Raw genomic sequence first — 18,129 nt, 5'->3', positions numbered from 1 at the left:
CACTTCACCGGTCCCGCGTCTATGCCGCAACCCTTGGCGCGCTGCCGCCAAGACGCCACCGTATAAGCCATCCATATCGAAATTCATGTCGCCAACGGCTCAACCAAAGGCATTGCCCGTACTCAGCAAAGTTGTCCGTCAGCAAACGCAATGCCGCGCACTTCCCGATTGGATCTCAACGACGTGGGTGGCAGTGCACTGTCTCAGTGCCAGCCGCCTGGAAGCAGCGCTCACCCTTTGATCGACATTCTGTCTTCAGTCACTTGCGTCGGAAAGCAGTAGCTGCCGTTATGACGGCCGTTGATCTTCCGAAACGGCACAAACTGGCCAATCGCTTCCGATTCGGAATATTTCATTTGACTCAATTCCGGTTCGGCACATAAGATACCCCTCAGATAAACCTGAGGAGCATCTCGTGACGAACCGAGACGATCTGGACGAGCTCGACCGAACGGTCATTTCCATGCTGACAGAGGATGGGCGCCTTTCCGCATCGGAAATTGCCGGACGCATCGGCAATGTTTCCGAGCGCACGGTGCGCAACCGCATCGCCGCGCTCCTGCAAAATCGGCACATCGTTATCGGCGCCATCCCCGATCCGACAGCCATCGGCCGCGACGTTCAGGCGGAGCTGTTGATCGAGGTCGAGCCCGGCAAGGCCGATGAGGTTGCCGCCGAACTCGGCGAATATGACGAAGTCGGGTATCTCGCGGCGATCACCGGCCGTTACACGCTGGCGGCATCGGTCTTTTTCGACACCAACGCCGAACTCTTCGAATTCACCGAAGGCACGGTCGGCAAGATTCCCGGGGTGCACCGGGTCGTCACCAACATGATCCTGCGCATGTACAAGATCTACGGCACCCGTACGACGGCACTCAGCCAGCGTGAGCCGCAGCCGAATGGTGGCGCGGGGCGTCGCGCCAGGAGGGCGAAATGATCGAGCGGTTGCGCATTGGCGTAGACGTTGGCGGAACGAACACGGACGCGGCGCTGCTGCGGGGCAACGAAGTTCTCGCGACAATCAAGACGGCAACGACCGAGAACGTCACGGACGGTGTCTCGGGGGCGATCCGCTCGGTGCTGTCGGCTGCAGGCATCGCCGGTCATCAGATCAGTGCGGTGATGATCGGCACGACGCATTTTCTCAACGCCCTCGTCGAGCGCCGCCGCCTGCAGCGCACCGGCGTGTTGAGGCTCTGCGGATCTTCCACGCGGGCCCTGCCGCCGATGATCGACTGGCCGGACGATCTCAAGCGCGTCGTCGACGGCGGCGCCGCACTTGTCGGAGGCGGCGTAAACTATGACGGCTCGGCGATCGCGTCGCTCGACGCGGACGCAATCCGGCAGGCCTGCAGCGACTGGCGCAGTCGCGACATCAGCGCGATTGCCATTTGCTCGGTGTTTGCATTGGTCGATCCGCGCATGGAACAGCAGGCGGCGGCGATCGTTGCCGAGGAACTGCCGGGGGCATCGATCAGCCTCTCGCATCGCATCGGTCGAACCGGGCTTTTGCAGCGCGAGAGCGCAACCATTCTCAATGCCAGCCTCCACCGTCTCGGACATGAGACGATTGCGGCTTTCCGCCGCGCCTTTGGCGAACTGGGCCTTTCCTGCCCGCTTTACCTGACCCAGAACGACGGGACCTTGATGTCGGCAGACTATGCCGAACGCTTCCCGGTCTTCACCATCGCCTCCGGACCGACCAATTCCATGCGCGGAGCGGCCTTCCTCACGGGCTTGAAGGACGCGGTCGTCATAGACATCGGCGGCACGACGACGGATATCGGCATGCTGATCGGCGGCTTCCCGCGCAGCCGCGGCGAAGGTGCTTCGATTGCCGGCGTTCCCACGAACTTCCGCGTGCCGGACGTGTTCTCATTCGGTCTTGGTGGCGGCAGTATCGTTCGCGACGGGGTGCACATCGGGCCGGATTCCGTGGGTTTCCGTCTGCCGGAAAAGGCGATCTGCTTTGGCGGCGACACATTGACCGCAACCGATGTCGCCGTTGCGGCCGGTCTCGTCGATCTCGGCGACAAGACGCGGCTGAAGCATCTCGACGATGCGATGGTGGCCACTGCTCTTGCCAAGATGAAAAGCGACGTCGAGGCCGTGGTCGACCAGATGAAGCCGGGCCCGGAGCCGATCCCGGCGATCCTTGTCGGTGGCGGATCGGTGCTGATCAACGGTCTTCTGGAAGGAACGAGCGTTTCGTTGCGGCCTGATCACTTCGGCTCGGCCAATGCCATCGGTGCTGCGATCGCCCAGGTCTCTGGTGAGGTCGACAACATCGTATCGCTCGACGGCCAGTCGCGACAGGCGGCGCTCGATGGGGTCATCGCCGAGGCGCGCCGACGCGCGGTCGAGGCGGGGGCGGCTGAACACACGGTAACGCTCGCGGAAATCGATGAAACGCCGCTCTCCTATCTGCCCGGCAATGCCATGCGGATCGCGGCCAAGGTGGTGGGGGATCTCAACCCATGAAGTTCTGGAACTTGCAGGAAAGCGATATCGACCGGATCGCACTCGGCGCCGGCATCCTCGGCACCGGTGGCGGCGGAAGCCCCTATCTCGGCGCACTGATGGCAAAGGCCCAGCTTCGCCAGGGACGCCGCATCAGGGTGGTTCGCCCCGCCGATCTGGCGCCGGATTCCATGGTGCTTGCGCTCGGCGGTATCGGTGCGCCGACCGTCGGTATCGAAAAGATGGATGAGGGCGACGAAGGCATACGGGTGCTGCGCTCGATCGAAGCCTTGATCGGCCGCCGGATGGACGCCGTCATCGCCGATGAAATCGGCGGGGCCAATGGCATCTCTCCGATGATGACAGCGGCGAAGCTCGACATTCCTGTCGTCGACGCCGATGGCATGGGGCGCGCCTTTCCTGAAGTGCAGATGACGACATTCTTCATCAACGGCCATCCTTCCGCACCTTCTGCGCTGGCCGACGCGTCCGGAAATGTACTTGTCGTCACGGAGGCGACCAGCGCGGAAATGCTGGAAAAGCTGATGCGCGCCGGGACGATTGCGATGGGGTGCACGGCGCATATGTGCACGGCGCCGATGAGCGGCGATTTCGTGCGCCAGTTCGGCGTTCCCCACACGCTAAGCCAAGCCTGGCGGCTCGGTGACGCCGTGCTTGCGGCACGTGCCGCCAAGACGGACCCGGTGGCTGCCGTCTTGAACCTGGTAGGCGGGACGCTGCTGCTGCAGGGCAAGGTCGTCGATATCGCTCGCAAGATCGAGGGGGGCTTCGTGCGTGGGCGGATGACGATCGCCGGCCTTGGCGCGTTCTCGGGTCGCTCTGTCGAAGTCGATATCCAGAACGAATATCTGGTTGCGCGCGAGGACGGCCGTACCCTGGCCATGGTCCCCGATCTGATCTGCATGGTCGACAGCGAAACGGGCCGGCCGATCGCCACGGAGGAGCAGCGCTACGGCTTGCGGGTCAGCGTCATCGCGATCCCGTCGCCGGGGCTGTTGCGGACCGAGCGGGCGCTCGCATCCGTCGGGCCACGCGCTTTCGGCTACGCGTTCGATTTCGAGCCGTTGGGGGAGCCGAACGCGGCTGAACCCGTGCATGCCTATGTCAACGACAAACAGATGGAGCGCGAAACCCTTTCGGCTCCCGTGGGAGCACTGTGATGAAGCGTCGTGATCTGCTGAAAACTGCTGGTTTTGCTGCTTTTGCCCTAGGTGCCGGAATGCCCCTCCTGCGCGGGCGCCCGGCGATCGCCGCCGACGGCACTTCCATCTTCACGCTCGCCTATCCCGCGGGATTTCCCGATCTCGATCCAGCCACCTCGTTTTCGAACGATGGTGCCGTGCTTGCAAACACCTATGAAACGCTGACACGCTACATTCCGGCGCGCGACGGTGCGGAAGCCAAGGTGGAGCCGTTGCTGGCCGAAAGCTGGCAGGCTTCGCCGGATGGGCTGACATGGACGTTCCGCCTGCGTCCAGGCATCAAGTTCCACGACGGGGCGGATCTGACGGCACAGGCGGTCAAAGCCTCGATCGAACGGACCAAGAAGATCGGCGGCGGCGCTTCCTTCATCTGGGCGCCGGTCGAGACGATCGAGACGCCGGATGCTGCAACCGTGATCATGCGCCTCAAGACCGCGCAGCCGATGGACATAACCGCGGCCGCCGGTTTTGCCGCGTGGATCTACAGCCCCGGTTCGATCGACAAGGACAATGCCTGGTTCAATGCCGGCAACAGCGCAGGCACCGGACCCTACAAGATCGAATCCTACGAGCCCGGCCAGCGGGCGATCCTCACCCGTAACGAGAGCTATTGGGCCGGTTGGTCCGAGGGTGCTTTCGACAAGGTGGTCTTCGAGATCATTGAAGACGTGGTGCTTGCCCAGAGCAAGCTCGAAAGCGGCGAAGCCGACTGGACCTTCGGCATCCCCTACGACAATCTCGAAAGCCTGAAAGAACATCCGGAACTGAAGGTTGTTTCGAACCCGTCATTCGAAACGCTTGTCGGCATGTACAACACGCGCCGTGCGCCGCTCGACAACGCGAAGGTGCGCCAGGCGCTCTCCGTCGCCTTTCCCTATGACGATGTCATCTCTGCCGGAACCGCCGGTCTTGGTGCGCGCGCCAGGGGTGTGATTCCGCCGGGTATCTGGGGACACGATGCGGAGGCGCCGATCCCTGCAACGGACCTCGAGAAGGCACGGGCCTTGCTGGCGGAAGCCGGTATCGCCGAAGGCGGACTGGAACTGACGCTTACCTATGCGACGGGTGACGCGCTCGAGGCGCTGGCCGGCGAACTCTGGAAAGCCAATTTGGAGCAATTGGGCATTACGCTGACACTTCAACCGATGGCCTGGGAAGCGCAGTGGCAACTGGCCAAGGCCGACCCGGCCGCAGGACAGGACATTTTCCTGATGTACTGGTGGCCGACCTTCGTCACGCCTTATGATTACCTGTTCAATCTCTTCCATTCCGAGACTGCGCCGAATTTCAACCTCGGCTATTACGCCAATCCGGAATTCGACAAGCTGATCGACGAGGCGAACACGCTATCGGCGACCGACAGGCATGCGGCTGAGGTCTCGTTCAAGAAGGCGCAGCGCATACTGATCGACGAGGCGGCGGCGGTGTTTGTCGTCGACAAGCCGAACGTCCACATTCTCCGCGCCGATATCAAGAACTACGCCGACAATCCGGCCTATGGCCATGTGACCTTCGTCCACCAATTGAGCCGCTAGGGCAGGGGAGCGAAGCGCCATGCACCTGATGCGCTATTTGTTACGACGCCTGGTTCTTTCGGTCTTTGTCGTGCTGGGGGTCACTCTGCTGGTCTTCGTGGTGGCTCAGGTGGTGCCGTCCGACCCGGCGGCACTTTATGCCGGGCCTCGCCCGACGGCTGAGCAGATCGAGACAGCGCGCAAGGTTCTGGCGCTCGATGCACCGCTGCATGAACGCTTCTTCTCCTTCGCGGCCCGGATGGCGACTGGAGAATTCGGCGTTTCCTACAAGACCCGGCGGTTGATCGCCGATGACCTGTCCGTGTTTCTGCCGGCAACACTGGAACTCGCTGTCTTCTCCACCGTGCTGGCATTGCTGATCGGCGTGCCTGCCGGGGTGCTGACGGCAGCGGGGCGCGGCGGGTTGCTCGATCGGCTGGGCAGCCTGGGTTCGATTGCCGCCGTGGCGATGCCGACGTTTTTCCTGGCCATGCTGCTGCAAGCCTTCTTTGCCCAGTGGCTGGGCATCCTGCCGCTCTCGGGCAGGCTCTCCAAGGAATTCGCGGTGCTTGCGCCGCTGCCCTCGGCGACCGGTTTCAACCTTGTGGATTCGCTCCTGGCCGGGCGGCCTGCGGCCTTCTTCGATACCTTGTCGCATCTCGTGTTGCCGGCTTTGACGCTCGCCAGCTATCCCGCGGGTGTCGCCATGCGGCTCACCCGGTCGGCGATGATCGAGATCCTCCAGCGTCGGCACATCGTTGCCGCCCGTGCGCTCGGCCTTTCGGGTTCGCGCATCCTCTTCGGGCATGCACTGCCGAATGCCATTGGTCCCGCGCTCACTGTTGTCGGCCTGAGTTTTGCCTATGCGCTGACCGGCGCCGTGCTGGTCGAGATCATTTTCGCCTGGCCCGGCCTTGGCCGCTACGTCTCCGAGGCGATCCTGTCAAAGGATTTCCCGGTGATTGCCGCGGCAACGCTGGTGGTGACGATCTGTTATGTCGCAATGAACCTTTTGATCGACCTTGCACAGGCGATCTTTGATCCGAGGGTGGCCCTGTGATGCGCGATCTGCTCAAGCGGCTGGGCTGGGCCGGCTCCATCAGCCTCTTCATCATCATCTTCGTTGCCCTGTTGGCGATCTTCGCGCCTGCGGTCGCGCCTTTCCCGGCGCAAGGCTTGGGTGCTCCCAACATCGCCGACAAGCTAACGCCGCCGTCAGCGGAGTATTGGCTGGGGACCGATCATCTCGGCCGCGACATGGTCAGCCGCGTTATCTACGGCGCGCGAGTTTCCTTGACCACGGGTCTGTTGATCGTCGCGCTTTCGCTCGTGATCGGCCTGCCGATTGGCTTGCTGGCGGGCTATTTCGGCGGATGGATCGACGATGCGCTGATGCGGGTCACCGACGTCTTCCTCGCGTTCCCGGCACTTCTGTTGGCGGTGCTGATGGCCGCGGCAATGGGGCCGGGCATGGTCAACGCCACCGTCGCGGTCGCCGTCACCTGGTGGCCCTGGTATGCGCGGCTGGCGCGCGCCGAGGTCCTTGTCCTGCGCGGCCAGCCATATATCGAGGCGGCAAGGGTGATGGGGGTCTCGCACGGCACCATCATTCTCAGGCACATTCTGCCGAGCACCAGCCGGCCACTTGCAGTACAGGCAGCGCTCGATTTCGGCCCGGCATTGCTCACGGCATCGGCTCTCTCGTTTCTCGGCCTTGGCATCCTGCCGCCGACGGCCGACTGGGGGCAAATGGTCAACGCCGGTCGCGCCTTCTTTCCGCTGCGCTGGTGGTATGCGGCCGCCCCGGGTGTGACCATTTTCGTGCTGGCGCTGGCCTTTTCGGTGTTGGGAGATGCGTTGCGAGGCGACGACGGAGGGCAGGGCGATGTCGCTCGTTGAAATCAAGGGGTTGTCCATCCGCTTTGGCAGCCTCCACAATCCCATCCATGCCGTTCGTCGAGTCGACCTGTCGATCGAGCGCGGCACGATCCATGGTCTGATCGGCGAATCCGGCTGCGGCAAGACCATTTCCGGCATGGCGCTGCTCGGCCTGTTACCACAAAGCGCGCGTGTCTCGGCTGACGCCTTCCGCTTCGACGGTCTGAACCTTCTCGATGTTGCAAAAAGCCTGCGCGGCCGGCGCATTGCCATGATATCTCAGGACCCCGCGGCAGCCCTCAATCCGGTTCTGCGGATCGGCCGGCAGATGGACGACGTGCTGAAGAGCCATAGCGGCCTGCCGCGCTTCCAGCGGCGCGCCGCCGCGGAGGAGCTGCTGGCTGCAACCGGTCTTGCGGATCCACGCCGCGTGTTGAAGAGCTACGCTCACCAGCTTTCGGGCGGCATGCAACAGCGCGTGGTCATCGCGCAGGCACTCGCAACCGGCGCCGACTTCATCATTGCCGACGAGCCGACGACGGCACTCGACGTGACGGTTGGCGCACAGGTGTTGGCGCTGTTGAAACGCCTTGTCCAGGAACGAGCCCTAACGGTGCTGATGATTACGCACGACATGGACGTCGTGGCCGAATGCTGCGACAGCGCGACCGTGCTTTATGCCGGCCATACGGTGGAGGCGGGGCGTACCGACGAGCTTCTCGCCGCGCCGCGCCACCCTTACACACAGGCGCTGCTCGCCGCTCTACCGGATGCGGTGGCCAAGGGCGAAAGGCTGGCGTCGATCGAAGGCCACATTCCGTCCCCCTTTGCCGTGATCGAGGGCTGTCCTTTCGCGCCGCGTTGCGCAAGCGCCATGGCAGTCTGTCGCCAGGCGAAGCCGCCGGAACGGGATGATGGGAACCATTGTTGGACATGTCACCTGGAGCCGCACCATGGATGAGCCGTTGCTGCAGATCCGCGATCTCGTGGTTCGCTACCGTCGGACCGGTCTTTTCTCCGCGCCGCCGCCGCCCGCAGTCAACGCGGTGAGCCTGGAACTGCCGACTGGCAGCACGCTCGGCCTCGTCGGTGAATCGGGTTCGGGCAAGAGTAGTCTGCTGCGGGCGATCTTGAGGCTTGTTCCGGTCGAAAGCGGCACTATCCGTCTCGACGGCGACGATTGGCTGGCGTTGCCGGAGCAGTCTCTGCGCGAACGGCGCCGTGCGATCGGCGTCGTTGCGCAAAACCCCTTCCTCTCCCTCAGTCCGCGGCTGAGCATTGCGGAAATTCTCGCAGAACCGATGACGGCACAAGGCCGTGTCCCTGCCCAGGAGTCGCGTGAGCGCGCAGCCGAGATGCTCGAGCGTTGCGGCTTGCCTGGCACATTTCTTGACCGTCGGGCGCGGGAGCTTTCAGGTGGGCAGGCGCAGCGCGTCGCCATCGCGCGAGCGTTGATCCTCCAGCCAAAGCTGCTCATTCTCGATGAGCCCACTTCGGCACTCGATATCTCCGTTCAGGCCCAGATCCTCAACCTTCTGGCTGATCTCAAACAAGAGCTGGGGCTGTCGATGCTGTTCGTCACCCACAATCTCAAGGTCGTCCGGCATGTCTCCGATAAGATCGTCGTCATGCGCGGCGGCCGCGTTGTCGAAGCCGGTTCCACAGAACAGATATCACTGGCACCCACCGAGGCGTACACGCGCCAGTTGATGGGATATGGACGAAATCTGTCCGGTGCCGAGGCCGCGTTGTGCCGGAATAGGCATTGAATCTGCCCAAGCACGATTTCGCTCAGGAAGGAGAGGCGCCGACTTCCGGATCTGGGTCGCGTGGAGCAAGAACGACCGACAGTGGCCTGAAGGGACAGTGCCGGGAGACCTGCGCTGAGGCTCCACCTATCATCTGACCATTCGCGGGCTCACGCTAGCCAGTATCCTGATGATATCGTCCTCCAGTTTCTGACAGAGATCTTCATATTCTGCCATGACCGTGGGGTCTGGCGTCCGTTGCTCGCGCAACGCATCGCGCTTGACGGCAGCTTGGCCGTAGGCTTCGAGCAAAGCGTTGATCGCAAGGAAATTGGCGTCGGAGATCTGCTTGCGATGCCGTGGCAGCCGCATCATCATTCGGCTTCGCCCAACCTTCTCGAAGTCCATCATCCGCTCCTCAGTCCACCAGCTAAGGAGATTGTCTCGCACCAGGTTGAAAGTGGCAACAAGGCAGGTCTTGCTGTTCCGGGGAGAGGTTCTCGATGCCCATGCGAGGGCCTGCCGCAATGCCGATTGGTGTTGCAACGGCCTTGCGCGCCGGTGAGGGCGGCTTGCGTGCGAAATCGAGCGGCTGCGCGGCTGGCGACAAGGCCGGCCAGTTGAATTGCCGTGCCGACAAGCGAATGCCAATCGGCTATGTTGTATATTCCAGGGGAACTGCGGAGCCAGCATACACGCGAGCGGTAGGGGCGACGGATGCTTGAAAGTCGGGTCAGCAAACCACGACAGCCGACGAAACCTTCGGGGCGCAAGGGACGCCTCTCCGAATACGGAGGCGAGCGTCGGATCGTCACCGCCCTTTGTTACGATCTCGTCGGGTCGACGAGACTTCTCCACCTGCTCGACATAGAAGACTATCAGGACCTGATGGTTGCCTTTCAGAATGCGGCGAAACAGTCGATAGTTGCCCATTCCGGCGTGATACAGCATGAGGCCGGTGACGGTGGCGTTGCGCTCTTCCCCGTCGAGATCGGTGCGAAGGATGCGGCATCGCTCGCCATTCGCGCGGGCCTCGGGATCGTCGAAGGCTGCGCACGCGTTGGCCGGGAGGCGGGGCGTGACGATTTGCACGTCCGCGTCGGTATCGCGACATCCGTCGCGCTCATTCAAGAGACGCAGGACGAGAAAGGGGAACCGGTTGCGGCGGCGGCACTTGCCATAGCCACCCGTCTGGAAGAGATCGCCACACCAGACACCGTTTTTGTTTCAGGCGACACGCGCGACCTGGCCGGCAGGTCTCACGCATTCGTGTTCGAAGGCGTAAAGACGCTCAAGGGCTTCACGGAACCGGAAAACGTATGGCGTGCACTCGGGCACAAGATCGAGGTCGACAGGTTCTACGCGTTCGGCAGCCTTGGCGGCCGCTTCATTGGCCGGGAGAGCGAGTTACAGACGATCGCCGCCTGCTGGGAAAGGGTCGCCGCGACCGGTGGCGAGATACTCTTGCTGGAGGGAGACGCAGGCATCGGAAAGTCCCGGCTCCTGCGGGAAATCCGCAAGATGACGCGTGACCGGCGATTAGGGCTTTTCTTCTTCCAGTGTTTGCCGGGGGGGCATCGCTCGACGCTGCATCCCCTGTTGAACAGCATAATGGCTGCAGCGGCCGGACAGGACGACCAACTGGGTCTTTCAGCTCACGCTGTGGCAACACTCTTTGAGCGAAACGGCATTCGCGACGCGGAAACGATTGAAACATTCGCGTATTTGCTCGGTGCGTTGGGGCGAAATCAACAGCTCGCCGACCAAGACCCCAAAGCTATCCGGGAAAGGGCATTTCGCGCTGTGTTTCGCGCACTCGCGGCGTTGTGTGCCAATGGTCCGATCGTGTTGGCGGTCGAAGACATCCACTGGATCGATCCGACCTCCCAGGATTTGTTGGCGGAGGCGGCTCGGGTTGCCCGGCAACTTCCAATTCTTCTCGTCGCGACCTCACGTCTCGGCTTTGCGGCGGAGTGGCTGGATGCGGCCAACCCCACGCGCCTGACCCTGCTCCCGCTTGATCGAGACGAAACACGACAGGCGATAGAGGCAAGATGGCCGGAACAGAGGCAGGCAATGCTCCCTGGGCTCTATGAAGTGATCGAGAGGATATCGGGCGGCGTCCCGCTCTTCATCGAGCAAATCTGCCAATGGATCGCGGAGAACGTTGCCGCGGACACTATGAGCCTATCGGACAACGTCAAACCCAGCCACGTGTCCGCATTCGAGGAGATATTGGATGCACGCCTCAACCAATTGGGCACGGCCAGAGACGTTGCGCGAGCGGGCGCAGTTGCGGGCAGCCGGTTCACGCTATCGTTGCTTCGTGCGCTGCTGCCAGGGCTTGGCAAGACGTCCTTGGCCAAAGCCGCAGAGACCCTAAGCGATTCGGGATTCCTGGTGCGCATCAGGGCGCGGGGACATACCGCCTACGGGTTCCGGCACGCTTTGATTCAGGAAACGATCTACAACGCGCTCTTGCGCAGGCAGCAGCAAGCATTGCATCGGCGGCTGTTCCTGGCTGTCAGTCAAAACCGCCACATGGCCACTTGGATCGACACCGGAACGTTGGCGGAACACGCCGAACGAGCAGGACACGTCGAAAGTGCGATCGAACTGTATACTGCCGCCGGCAAGGAAAGCTCCAGCCGATCGGCGATGGTGGAGGCGCGCAACTATCTGGAGCACGCCTTGGCGATTTGCGACCGATTGGGTGAGGGACATGCGATCGAGCCGCTACAGTTGTCCGCACTGACTTCGCTCGGTCCAATATTGACCGGTCTTGTCGGGCTGAACTCGCCTCCTGCACGTAAGCTCTATGAAGATGGCGTGGCCATCGCCCGTCGGCAGCCGATGGCAGATCAATCAAGGTGGTTTCCGATCTATTGGGGGTGGTGGCTCACGGGAACGGATTTTCGCGTGATGCACGACCGCGCCCTGCAAGTGCGGGCGATGCTGGCCGGGGCAGACGATCCTGAGATCAAGCTCCAGGTCAATCATTGCATCTGGGCGATTGATTTTAACCTCGGCCACCACCAGGAGGCCCAGGATGCCATCAAGGCTGGACTGGCGCTTTATGACGAGCAATCGGCCAAAACCAGCCGAACGTTGTTTGGCGGCCATGACGCCAAGGTGTGTGGTCTAGGGCAATTGGCTCTTTCGCTATGGCTGACAGGACAATCGAAGGCATCGGATACGGCGCTTTCGAAGATGGTCACTTTCGTTGACCGGATATCACACGCGCCGAGCAAGGCGCATTCGCTTGATACGGAAGCGGTGTCTGCGTTTTACCGGGACGATCATGCGCATCTCGCCGAAATTTCGAAGAGAATGGCGGACTTCGCGAAGGTGCATGAGATGCAGTCGCTGTCCGGCTTGTCGCTGCTCTTCGCCGGATGGGCTCGCGCGCATGCGGAAAGCCTCACGAACGGGCATGCGATGTTTCTCGACGGACTGTCTCTCTTGCGGAGCCTCGGCGCTGTCGCAGATCTCCCGATCTACCTCTCCATGCACGCCACGCTGCTCGGGCTTGCGGGAAGATATGAGGCGGCGGTTGAGGTTACGAACGACGCGATCGAAAAATCCAGGGAAACCGGCCATGCCTATTGGCTCGCCGAACTCTACCGACGCCGCGCCGTTCTCAACGCGCGGGGCAACGCCGCCAGGGGTTCGATTGTCGCCGACCTGACCTCAGCCGTGGAAATTGCCGAGAGCCAAGGAGCAAAGGCGCTTCTAAAGCGGGCCAGGCATTCAATCCAGGAGCTTGGCGTTGCCGTTCAGCGTTGAACCAGCAGGCCCGCCACCGGATGATCCGTCAAGTCTTGACGGCAGCCTCGCAACCTTTCGCGATGCCATCGTTGCCGGCCTTCGAACCCCCGTTTCGCGCGCCCCAGGTCCGCACGAGGCTGAGCAATGCCTGCGAGCTATTCTCCCGCTCTGCCGTCTTGCGCGCATAACCCGCCTTGGTGATCTGACTGGACTTGACCGGATTGGCCTGCCGGTCGTTCAAGCCGTTCGACCCGCCGCCCTCTCCGAAGTCACATCCCTCGGGCGAGGCCTTGCGATAGCGGTCGCGGCAGTCGGGGCGATCATGGAATCGCTTGAGCGGTTCTACGCCGAAGCCATCCCGCCGGAGAGGGTGTTTTCCGCGACAGCAGACGCACTCAAGATTGCTGACGGCCTGTTTGAAAATCTGCTGGCGCGCGACCGCCGGGGAAACTGGCGTCAACAGACGATACCATGGATCACCGGCATCGATATCGCGGCTGGCGTCCCGCAACCGGTCCCCCTGGAACTGGTTCACACCTGCTATACGGATCCGCCACCCGCCCACGATGGTCTGTTCCTACGCACGACCACCGGTCTCGCCTGTCATAGGACAGTCCTTGATGCGTTTCTGCATGGACTGTTCGAATGTATCGAGCGCGACGCTATCGCTCGCGCCTTCGCCACCCATGGCTTCTTCGATCGAATGCGTATGTCCCCGCTCGGGCTGGGTGAAGGTGTTGACCACATACTGTCCATTGCGGCCGAGCACCACATTTCCTTCGGCCTTTGGCTTGCCCCTTCGCCGGCGAATGTTCCGGTGGTCTGGAGCCAGACAATCGAAACGGGTCCCGGAGAACCGATCCTTGCCCTTCCGACCGAAGGCTATGCAGCGGGACCAAGCATCGCTGCGGCGGCTGAAAGCGCGATGCTTGAAGCCTTGTCCGCGCGGGCCGGGGCGATATCAGGCGCGCGCGACGATCAAACTCGGCAGCACTACAGGCGCAGCACCGACCAGATCGTCGCCAACGCCCGCCAGCTCATTCTTGCCGACACATCCGGATTGCCTCGCCCGGCAATTGACGTGGACACCGTTTCGGACCTCGCCGCGCTCATCGACGGGATTCTTTCCGCCGGCATGGGGCCCATATTGGCTGTGCCGGTGGGAGTGGATGTCGAAAGAGGTGTTGAGTGCGTGAGAACCATCCTTCCCGGTGCCAGTCCCTTTTCGATCCTGCGGTGAGCGTTCACATGGCTGATGAGAGCAAAATGGGTCCGATCCTGGTGTTTCTCGGTCCGACGCTTCGGTTGGCTGAGGCAGCGCCTGTTCTCGATGCCATCTACCTGCAGCCTGCCGCGCAAGGCGACATACTGTTGTCCGCCCACGCATTCCGTCCGCGGGCGATGATCCTGATCGACGGTCAGTTCGAGGATAGGCCGGCTGTCCGACACAAGGAAATCCTATGGGCGATGGCACAGGGCATCGTCGTGATCGGTGCGGCGAGCATGGGCGCGCTCCGGGCGGCGGAACTCAATGAATTCGGCATGATCGGTGTCGGCCTGATCTACAGGTGGTATCGGCGCTGGCGGCTTGCCCCCGATGATGCGGTTGCCGTCCATTCGGGGCCGGCGGAGCTTGGTTTTCTTCCTTTGACAGACGCATTGGTCGATCTCCGAAGGACCTTCTCCACTCTGGCACGCCGGCGTTTCCTAACGGCCGCCGAACGCGACTTGCTCACAACAATGGCGCGAAACACGAATTTTCGAGAGCGTCGGCTGGAAGCGATTTTGCGCACTGCGGGGTGGCGCGAGGAGCGGCTCAAGGAGTTGCGAAAGGAAATCGTGGGACAAAAGAAACTGGATGCTCTCCTGGCGCTACGAAGCGCGCCAACCCTCCTGCTTCAGGCAAATACAGGGCCGCGCGTGAGCAACGCGTGGGTCGCGACAAACACCTTTGTCCGGGATCTCGAAGCGAGCGGCATTGACTCAAATTTAGTTAACACTTATAAATTGAATCCTTAATTTCCGGATTTTCCATCGTGGGGGCAACTGTGCGATGCGTCTGATTCGAGACGAAGCCCTCGATTCCGGCAATGCGCGCATCGGCACGCGCTTCTGGATCTATCCCCAGCCACCCTTCATCCCCGGATACGAACAGCCGGATCGCGTGTGGCTGTCGATCCCGCGCGACGAAATAGGAGAGGGGCCCAGCGACCTCTCCATGTATGTCGCCGATCCGCTCTATGACAAGCAGCCCTATGGTCTCGCGAGACTGCCGCCGTTCGACGGCGCGAAGCGCGCTCCGGTGAGGCCGGGGCCTGACCGTCACTTCGACAACATCGATCCAACCTCCCGTCCATTTCTTGCTGTTCACGCCTACGCCTGCGTGCGTTTCGTTCTCGACATATGGCAGAGCTATTTGGGGCAGCGGGTCCACTGGTTCTTCGATCAGACCTTTCCAAGGCTCGAAATCGTTCCATTTGTCGATTGGGACAATGCTCAAGCGGGCTACGGCTTCCTGGAGCTGGGTCGTTCGGACGTCGATGGCATATTGAGACCCTACGCGTTGAACTTCGATACGATCGCACACGAGGTCGGGCATCTGGTCATGCTCTCCGAGACGGGCATACCAACCGTGACATCGCCTGATGGCGACTTCTTTTCGTTCTCCGAAGCGTTTTCGGATTGCGTTTCACTGATCTCGTTCCTGCACTTCGATTCCGCGATTGACCGGCTCTTGCGGCGAACGAGAGGCAATCTGCTGCTCTACAACGAACTGAACCGCTTTGCGGAAACAAGCCCCGAGACGCAGATCCGCCTGGCGACCAATTTCCGGCGAATGTCCGCTGTAACCCGCGAGGTGCACGACCGCGCGCTGCCGTTCGTTGGCGCCATCTTCGACAGCATCGTCGCGCTCTATCATCGCGATCTGGTCGCGAATGGTTGCGCCGACAGACGGCTTCTGGATGTCGATCTGCGCGAACTGGCGCAGGACGAATTCGACACGTTTCGTCAGGCAACAGCGGAGGCGTTCAGCACCAAGCCATTGTATTTCAAGCTCGCACTGACCGCTGCACGCGACGCGGTGGGCGCAGCACTTGCGACTGCGTTGAAAACGCTTGATCCGAACACTCTGCGTCTTGAGGAAGCGGCAAATGCCGTCACGGCCGCAGCTCAGGGTCCGGCGGCCGAATTGCTCGAAGAGAATTTCGCTTGGCGTGAAATCACCGCTTCAAGGTAAGCCAAAGGAGGGAAAGATGAGTGATTGCTGTGTTAATCCCGTTGTTGGAACCGTGCAAAATCTGAAAGACATCATTGACTATCGATATTATCGCCCGGGCGACGTTAGATTATATGGGCGACCAGCCCAGTTCTATGAAAGAGAGAAGAAAGACGAGGCGATCAGGGAAGCTATATCCGACCTCGAGAAAAGGTTGAAAAGTCTTGGAAACGCCGAAATAGCCAACGAACTTCTGAAGCGTATAAGCGATATTATCGACTATATAATGAAGAGCTCGGGAGTTGTCGGCGACGGCGTAACAATCGCCGTTTTCGATGGTGAGTATTATAGCTTCCTTCCTGTTAGCATGAACGTTCCGAAGAATTACATCAATAGCATTGGCGTGATTTACGGTTATGCGTATGAGGGGCATTGCTACAAGCTGCCAAAACCGCAGATCATGTGCCTATCAGAAAGACCGTCGAAGATCGCTAAAGGCGATTGCGGCTGCGATTGTGGATTTGACCCGGCATTCGGCTACGCGGTCTGGTCGATCGACAAACTCGAGCGCGCGATATCTCTCGATATTCGCGCAGACGATCTGAAAACGTTGGTGCTGGACGAAAACCTGCCCGGTAACCGGTCGCCGCTCGCCTACGCGCAGACGATGGCGCTGGCCCCACAGCGGCTCCGAGATTGACGGGACCGTCTTCAATGTTCCCGCTTGAAGGCGGGATGCTCTGGATTGGGAAGCTGTCAGGCAACCTGAAGGTGAGAGCCTGTCGTCCCTGGTGCGATGCTCGGCGCGGTAGGCTCCCTCTTCAAGTGGGAAGCGTTCAGTCGCCGAGCCACGATATCGTGGTTGAGCCACTGGACGGGACCGGAGGGGGCTGAGGATTCGCCAAAGATGAGCTGGCCGGTCGCCTCTACCACGAGCGCACTCAAGTGGTCGCTAATCATCGCCTTGCCGTCCCGATGCATCTGCGTGATCTCATTGGACGTGCCGATGGTCAGATCGGACTGTGCCTGGCTGTTTGCCATGGGCCACGCCGAGAAATCGTAGAAGGGACGCATGACCTCGTTGGCCTGCATCTCCGTGATTTTCCGAATCACATCGTTCATCGTGAAGCCGTCTGCCAGAAGCTGCTGGCATGCCTGCCACTGGTCCTCTGCCCATTGGCCACCGTTCTCTTTCTTCAAGGCAAGCAGCAACGGTATCAGGGGAAGCTCGATACCCGTGAAAACGTCGGACGAATTGGTCCTGATTTCGGGGCAGTTATAGACGGTTGCCTTGATGCCCGCTGCCCAGGCGTCCTGCGCGATGCCTTCGAGCCGCATCTTGGCATAGCCCTGGGTATAGTTGGTGTAGGTCTGCCAACGATAGTTCCCGTCAATCAGGACTGCCGTTCCATGGTAACCATAGGCAGTGTAGCGGACCTGCGCACCCGATTCCTCCACACGCTCGCGGATCGCCGCGCTGAAGTCGATGAGATGCCGAAAGGTGATTGCCGAGACTTCATCGAAGTTCTGCAGGATGAGCTTGCCCATATCGCTGTCGAGCAGGGCTTGCGACGACATGTGGCGGGCACCACGCCCCTTGTAGATTCGATTGGCGACGACCAGGAACACCTTCGCTTTCGGGATACCTCCGGCCATCGTATGGGCGAAGAAGACATTGCGACCCTCGGCAATCATTCCATCGAGTACGGCCATGACCTGCGAAAGCGAATTCGTAAAGCGTGCCGTGGCGATCTCCCGGCACTGCGCGATGTAATCCCAGTCGAGCTTGTCCTGTTCCCAGCTTTCGAGCGTCATGCTCGCCAGGAGGTCCGTGGGCGTGGGGCCTCCGGCGGGCGCGTCGAGATCGAAGCCAGCCATGAGAGGTATGTTGATAATCCGTCCACCCAATCGGTCCTCGGCGGCAGAGAGTTCCTCGGCGTCCAGAGGCCGCAGCGAGTTATTCTCGTCGCGCCGCCCAACCGTGATGCCAACGATCTCCATTCCGGCCCGCCGGGCTTCATCGAGCAGGCCAGTCGCATATCCGCGACCGAACAGTTCGCCGAACAGGACAAAAACATCACCCCTACGGAAGACGTTGTTTTCGGCGATGCGATTCAATGCGATCGGGTTTTCCATGCTGTCAGCTCTTTAGGTCAGGTGGTCGTCGAGCAATGACTCAGACGAACTTCAATCATCACATGACCGTACTGACCGGGAATAGGAAGTCATTTTACGTGACCGTTCATTTCAATGCGTGAACTCCCGGAGGGGTTTCATGTTATCCAAGGCGGACAAAACAGGCAGGTGCGAGAGCGATT

At 61.2% G+C, this 18,129-nt stretch carries 15 protein-coding genes; 13 read left to right on the top strand and 2 right to left on the bottom strand.

Annotated features, from left to right (window positions below):
* Window positions 1-415 precede the first annotated feature (415 nt).
* The 8 genes from HT585_RS27500 to HT585_RS27465 are packed head-to-tail and all read left to right on the top strand — an operon-like array spanning window position 416 to window position 8,847.
* Window positions 416-940, top strand: coding sequence for an Lrp/AsnC ligand binding domain-containing protein (locus HT585_RS27500; protein WP_176355977.1), 525 nt, complete (start codon window positions 416-418; stop codon window positions 938-940).
* Window positions 937-2,484, top strand: coding sequence for a hydantoinase/oxoprolinase N-terminal domain-containing protein (locus HT585_RS27495; protein WP_210270589.1), 1,548 nt, complete (start codon window positions 937-939; stop codon window positions 2,482-2,484). The genes HT585_RS27500 and HT585_RS27495 overlap by 4 nt, the downstream gene beginning before the upstream one ends.
* Window positions 2,481-3,644 carry a DUF917 domain-containing protein gene (locus HT585_RS27490; RefSeq protein ID WP_176355976.1) on the top strand — a complete coding sequence of 388 codons (1,164 nt, stop codon included), beginning with the start codon at window positions 2,481-2,483 and terminating at the stop codon, window positions 3,642-3,644. The genes HT585_RS27495 and HT585_RS27490 overlap by 4 nt, the downstream gene beginning before the upstream one ends.
* On the top strand, window positions 3,644-5,221 hold the full coding sequence (locus HT585_RS27485; RefSeq protein ID WP_176355975.1) for an ABC transporter substrate-binding protein: 1,578 nt from the start codon (window positions 3,644-3,646) through the stop codon (window positions 5,219-5,221). Before HT585_RS27490 ends, HT585_RS27485 begins: the two co-directional genes overlap by 1 nt.
* Window positions 5,222-5,240: 19 nt before the next feature.
* Window positions 5,241-6,260 (top strand): ABC transporter permease, encoded by a 1,020-nt coding sequence (locus HT585_RS27480; protein ID WP_176355974.1) that lies wholly within the window; start codon window positions 5,241-5,243, stop codon window positions 6,258-6,260.
* Entirely contained in the window at window positions 6,260-7,099 is an 840-nt protein-coding gene (locus tag HT585_RS27475; RefSeq protein ID WP_176355973.1) for an ABC transporter permease, read from the top strand. The genes HT585_RS27480 and HT585_RS27475 overlap by 1 nt, the downstream gene beginning before the upstream one ends.
* The gene (locus HT585_RS27470) at window positions 7,086-8,039 is read left to right on the top strand and encodes an ABC transporter ATP-binding protein (protein ID WP_176355972.1); all 954 of its coding nucleotides are present in this window, start codon (window positions 7,086-7,088) and stop codon (window positions 8,037-8,039) included. Before HT585_RS27475 ends, HT585_RS27470 begins: the two co-directional genes overlap by 14 nt.
* Window positions 8,032-8,847 carry an ABC transporter ATP-binding protein gene (locus HT585_RS27465; protein WP_176355971.1) on the top strand — a complete coding sequence of 272 codons (816 nt, stop codon included), beginning with the start codon at window positions 8,032-8,034 and terminating at the stop codon, window positions 8,845-8,847. The genes HT585_RS27470 and HT585_RS27465 overlap by 8 nt, the downstream gene beginning before the upstream one ends.
* A gap of 129 nt (window positions 8,848-8,976) precedes the next feature.
* On the opposite strand, the gene HT585_RS27460 is transcribed toward HT585_RS27465, so the two are convergent.
* The gene (locus HT585_RS27460) at window positions 8,977-9,204 is read right to left on the bottom strand and encodes a nodulation protein (RefSeq protein WP_176355970.1); all 228 of its coding nucleotides are present in this window, start codon (window positions 9,202-9,204) and stop codon (window positions 8,977-8,979) included.
* A gap of 339 nt (window positions 9,205-9,543) precedes the next feature.
* On the opposite strand from HT585_RS27460, the gene HT585_RS27455 reads away from it, so the two are divergent.
* From HT585_RS27455 to HT585_RS27435, 5 genes are all read left to right on the top strand, one after another.
* Entirely contained in the window at window positions 9,544-12,612 is a 3,069-nt protein-coding gene (locus tag HT585_RS27455) for an ATP-binding protein (RefSeq protein WP_176355969.1), read from the top strand.
* 67 nt (window positions 12,613-12,679) lie between these two features.
* On the top strand, window positions 12,680-13,834 hold the full coding sequence (locus HT585_RS27450) for a YcaO-like family protein (protein ID WP_343214108.1): 1,155 nt from the start codon (window positions 12,680-12,682) through the stop codon (window positions 13,832-13,834).
* A gap of 8 nt (window positions 13,835-13,842) precedes the next feature.
* Window positions 13,843-14,613 carry a TfuA-like protein gene (locus tag HT585_RS27445; RefSeq protein ID WP_176355967.1) on the top strand — a complete coding sequence of 257 codons (771 nt, stop codon included), beginning with the start codon at window positions 13,843-13,845 and terminating at the stop codon, window positions 14,611-14,613.
* Between the two features lie 34 nt (window positions 14,614-14,647).
* Complete coding sequence (locus HT585_RS27440; protein WP_176355966.1) at window positions 14,648-15,832, top strand: gluzincin family metallopeptidase; 1,185 nt, start codon at window positions 14,648-14,650, stop codon at window positions 15,830-15,832.
* Between the two features lie 16 nt (window positions 15,833-15,848).
* Window positions 15,849-16,511 (top strand): hypothetical protein, encoded by a 663-nt coding sequence (locus tag HT585_RS27435; RefSeq protein ID WP_176355965.1) that lies wholly within the window; start codon window positions 15,849-15,851, stop codon window positions 16,509-16,511.
* Between the two features lie 56 nt (window positions 16,512-16,567).
* Here the strand turns inward: HT585_RS27435 and HT585_RS27430 are convergent, their stop codons facing one another.
* A complete protein-coding gene (locus tag HT585_RS27430) occupies window positions 16,568-17,947 on the bottom strand; it encodes an enoyl ACP reductase FabMG family protein (RefSeq protein WP_176355964.1) in 1,380 nt (459 codons plus the stop codon).
* Window positions 17,948-18,129 lie beyond the last annotated feature (182 nt).

The organism is Ensifer oleiphilus (assembly GCF_013371465.1).
Classification (GTDB): Bacteria; Pseudomonadota; Alphaproteobacteria; order Rhizobiales; family Rhizobiaceae; genus Ensifer; species Ensifer oleiphilus.
This window is presented reverse-complemented; position numbering and strand designations above follow the sequence as displayed.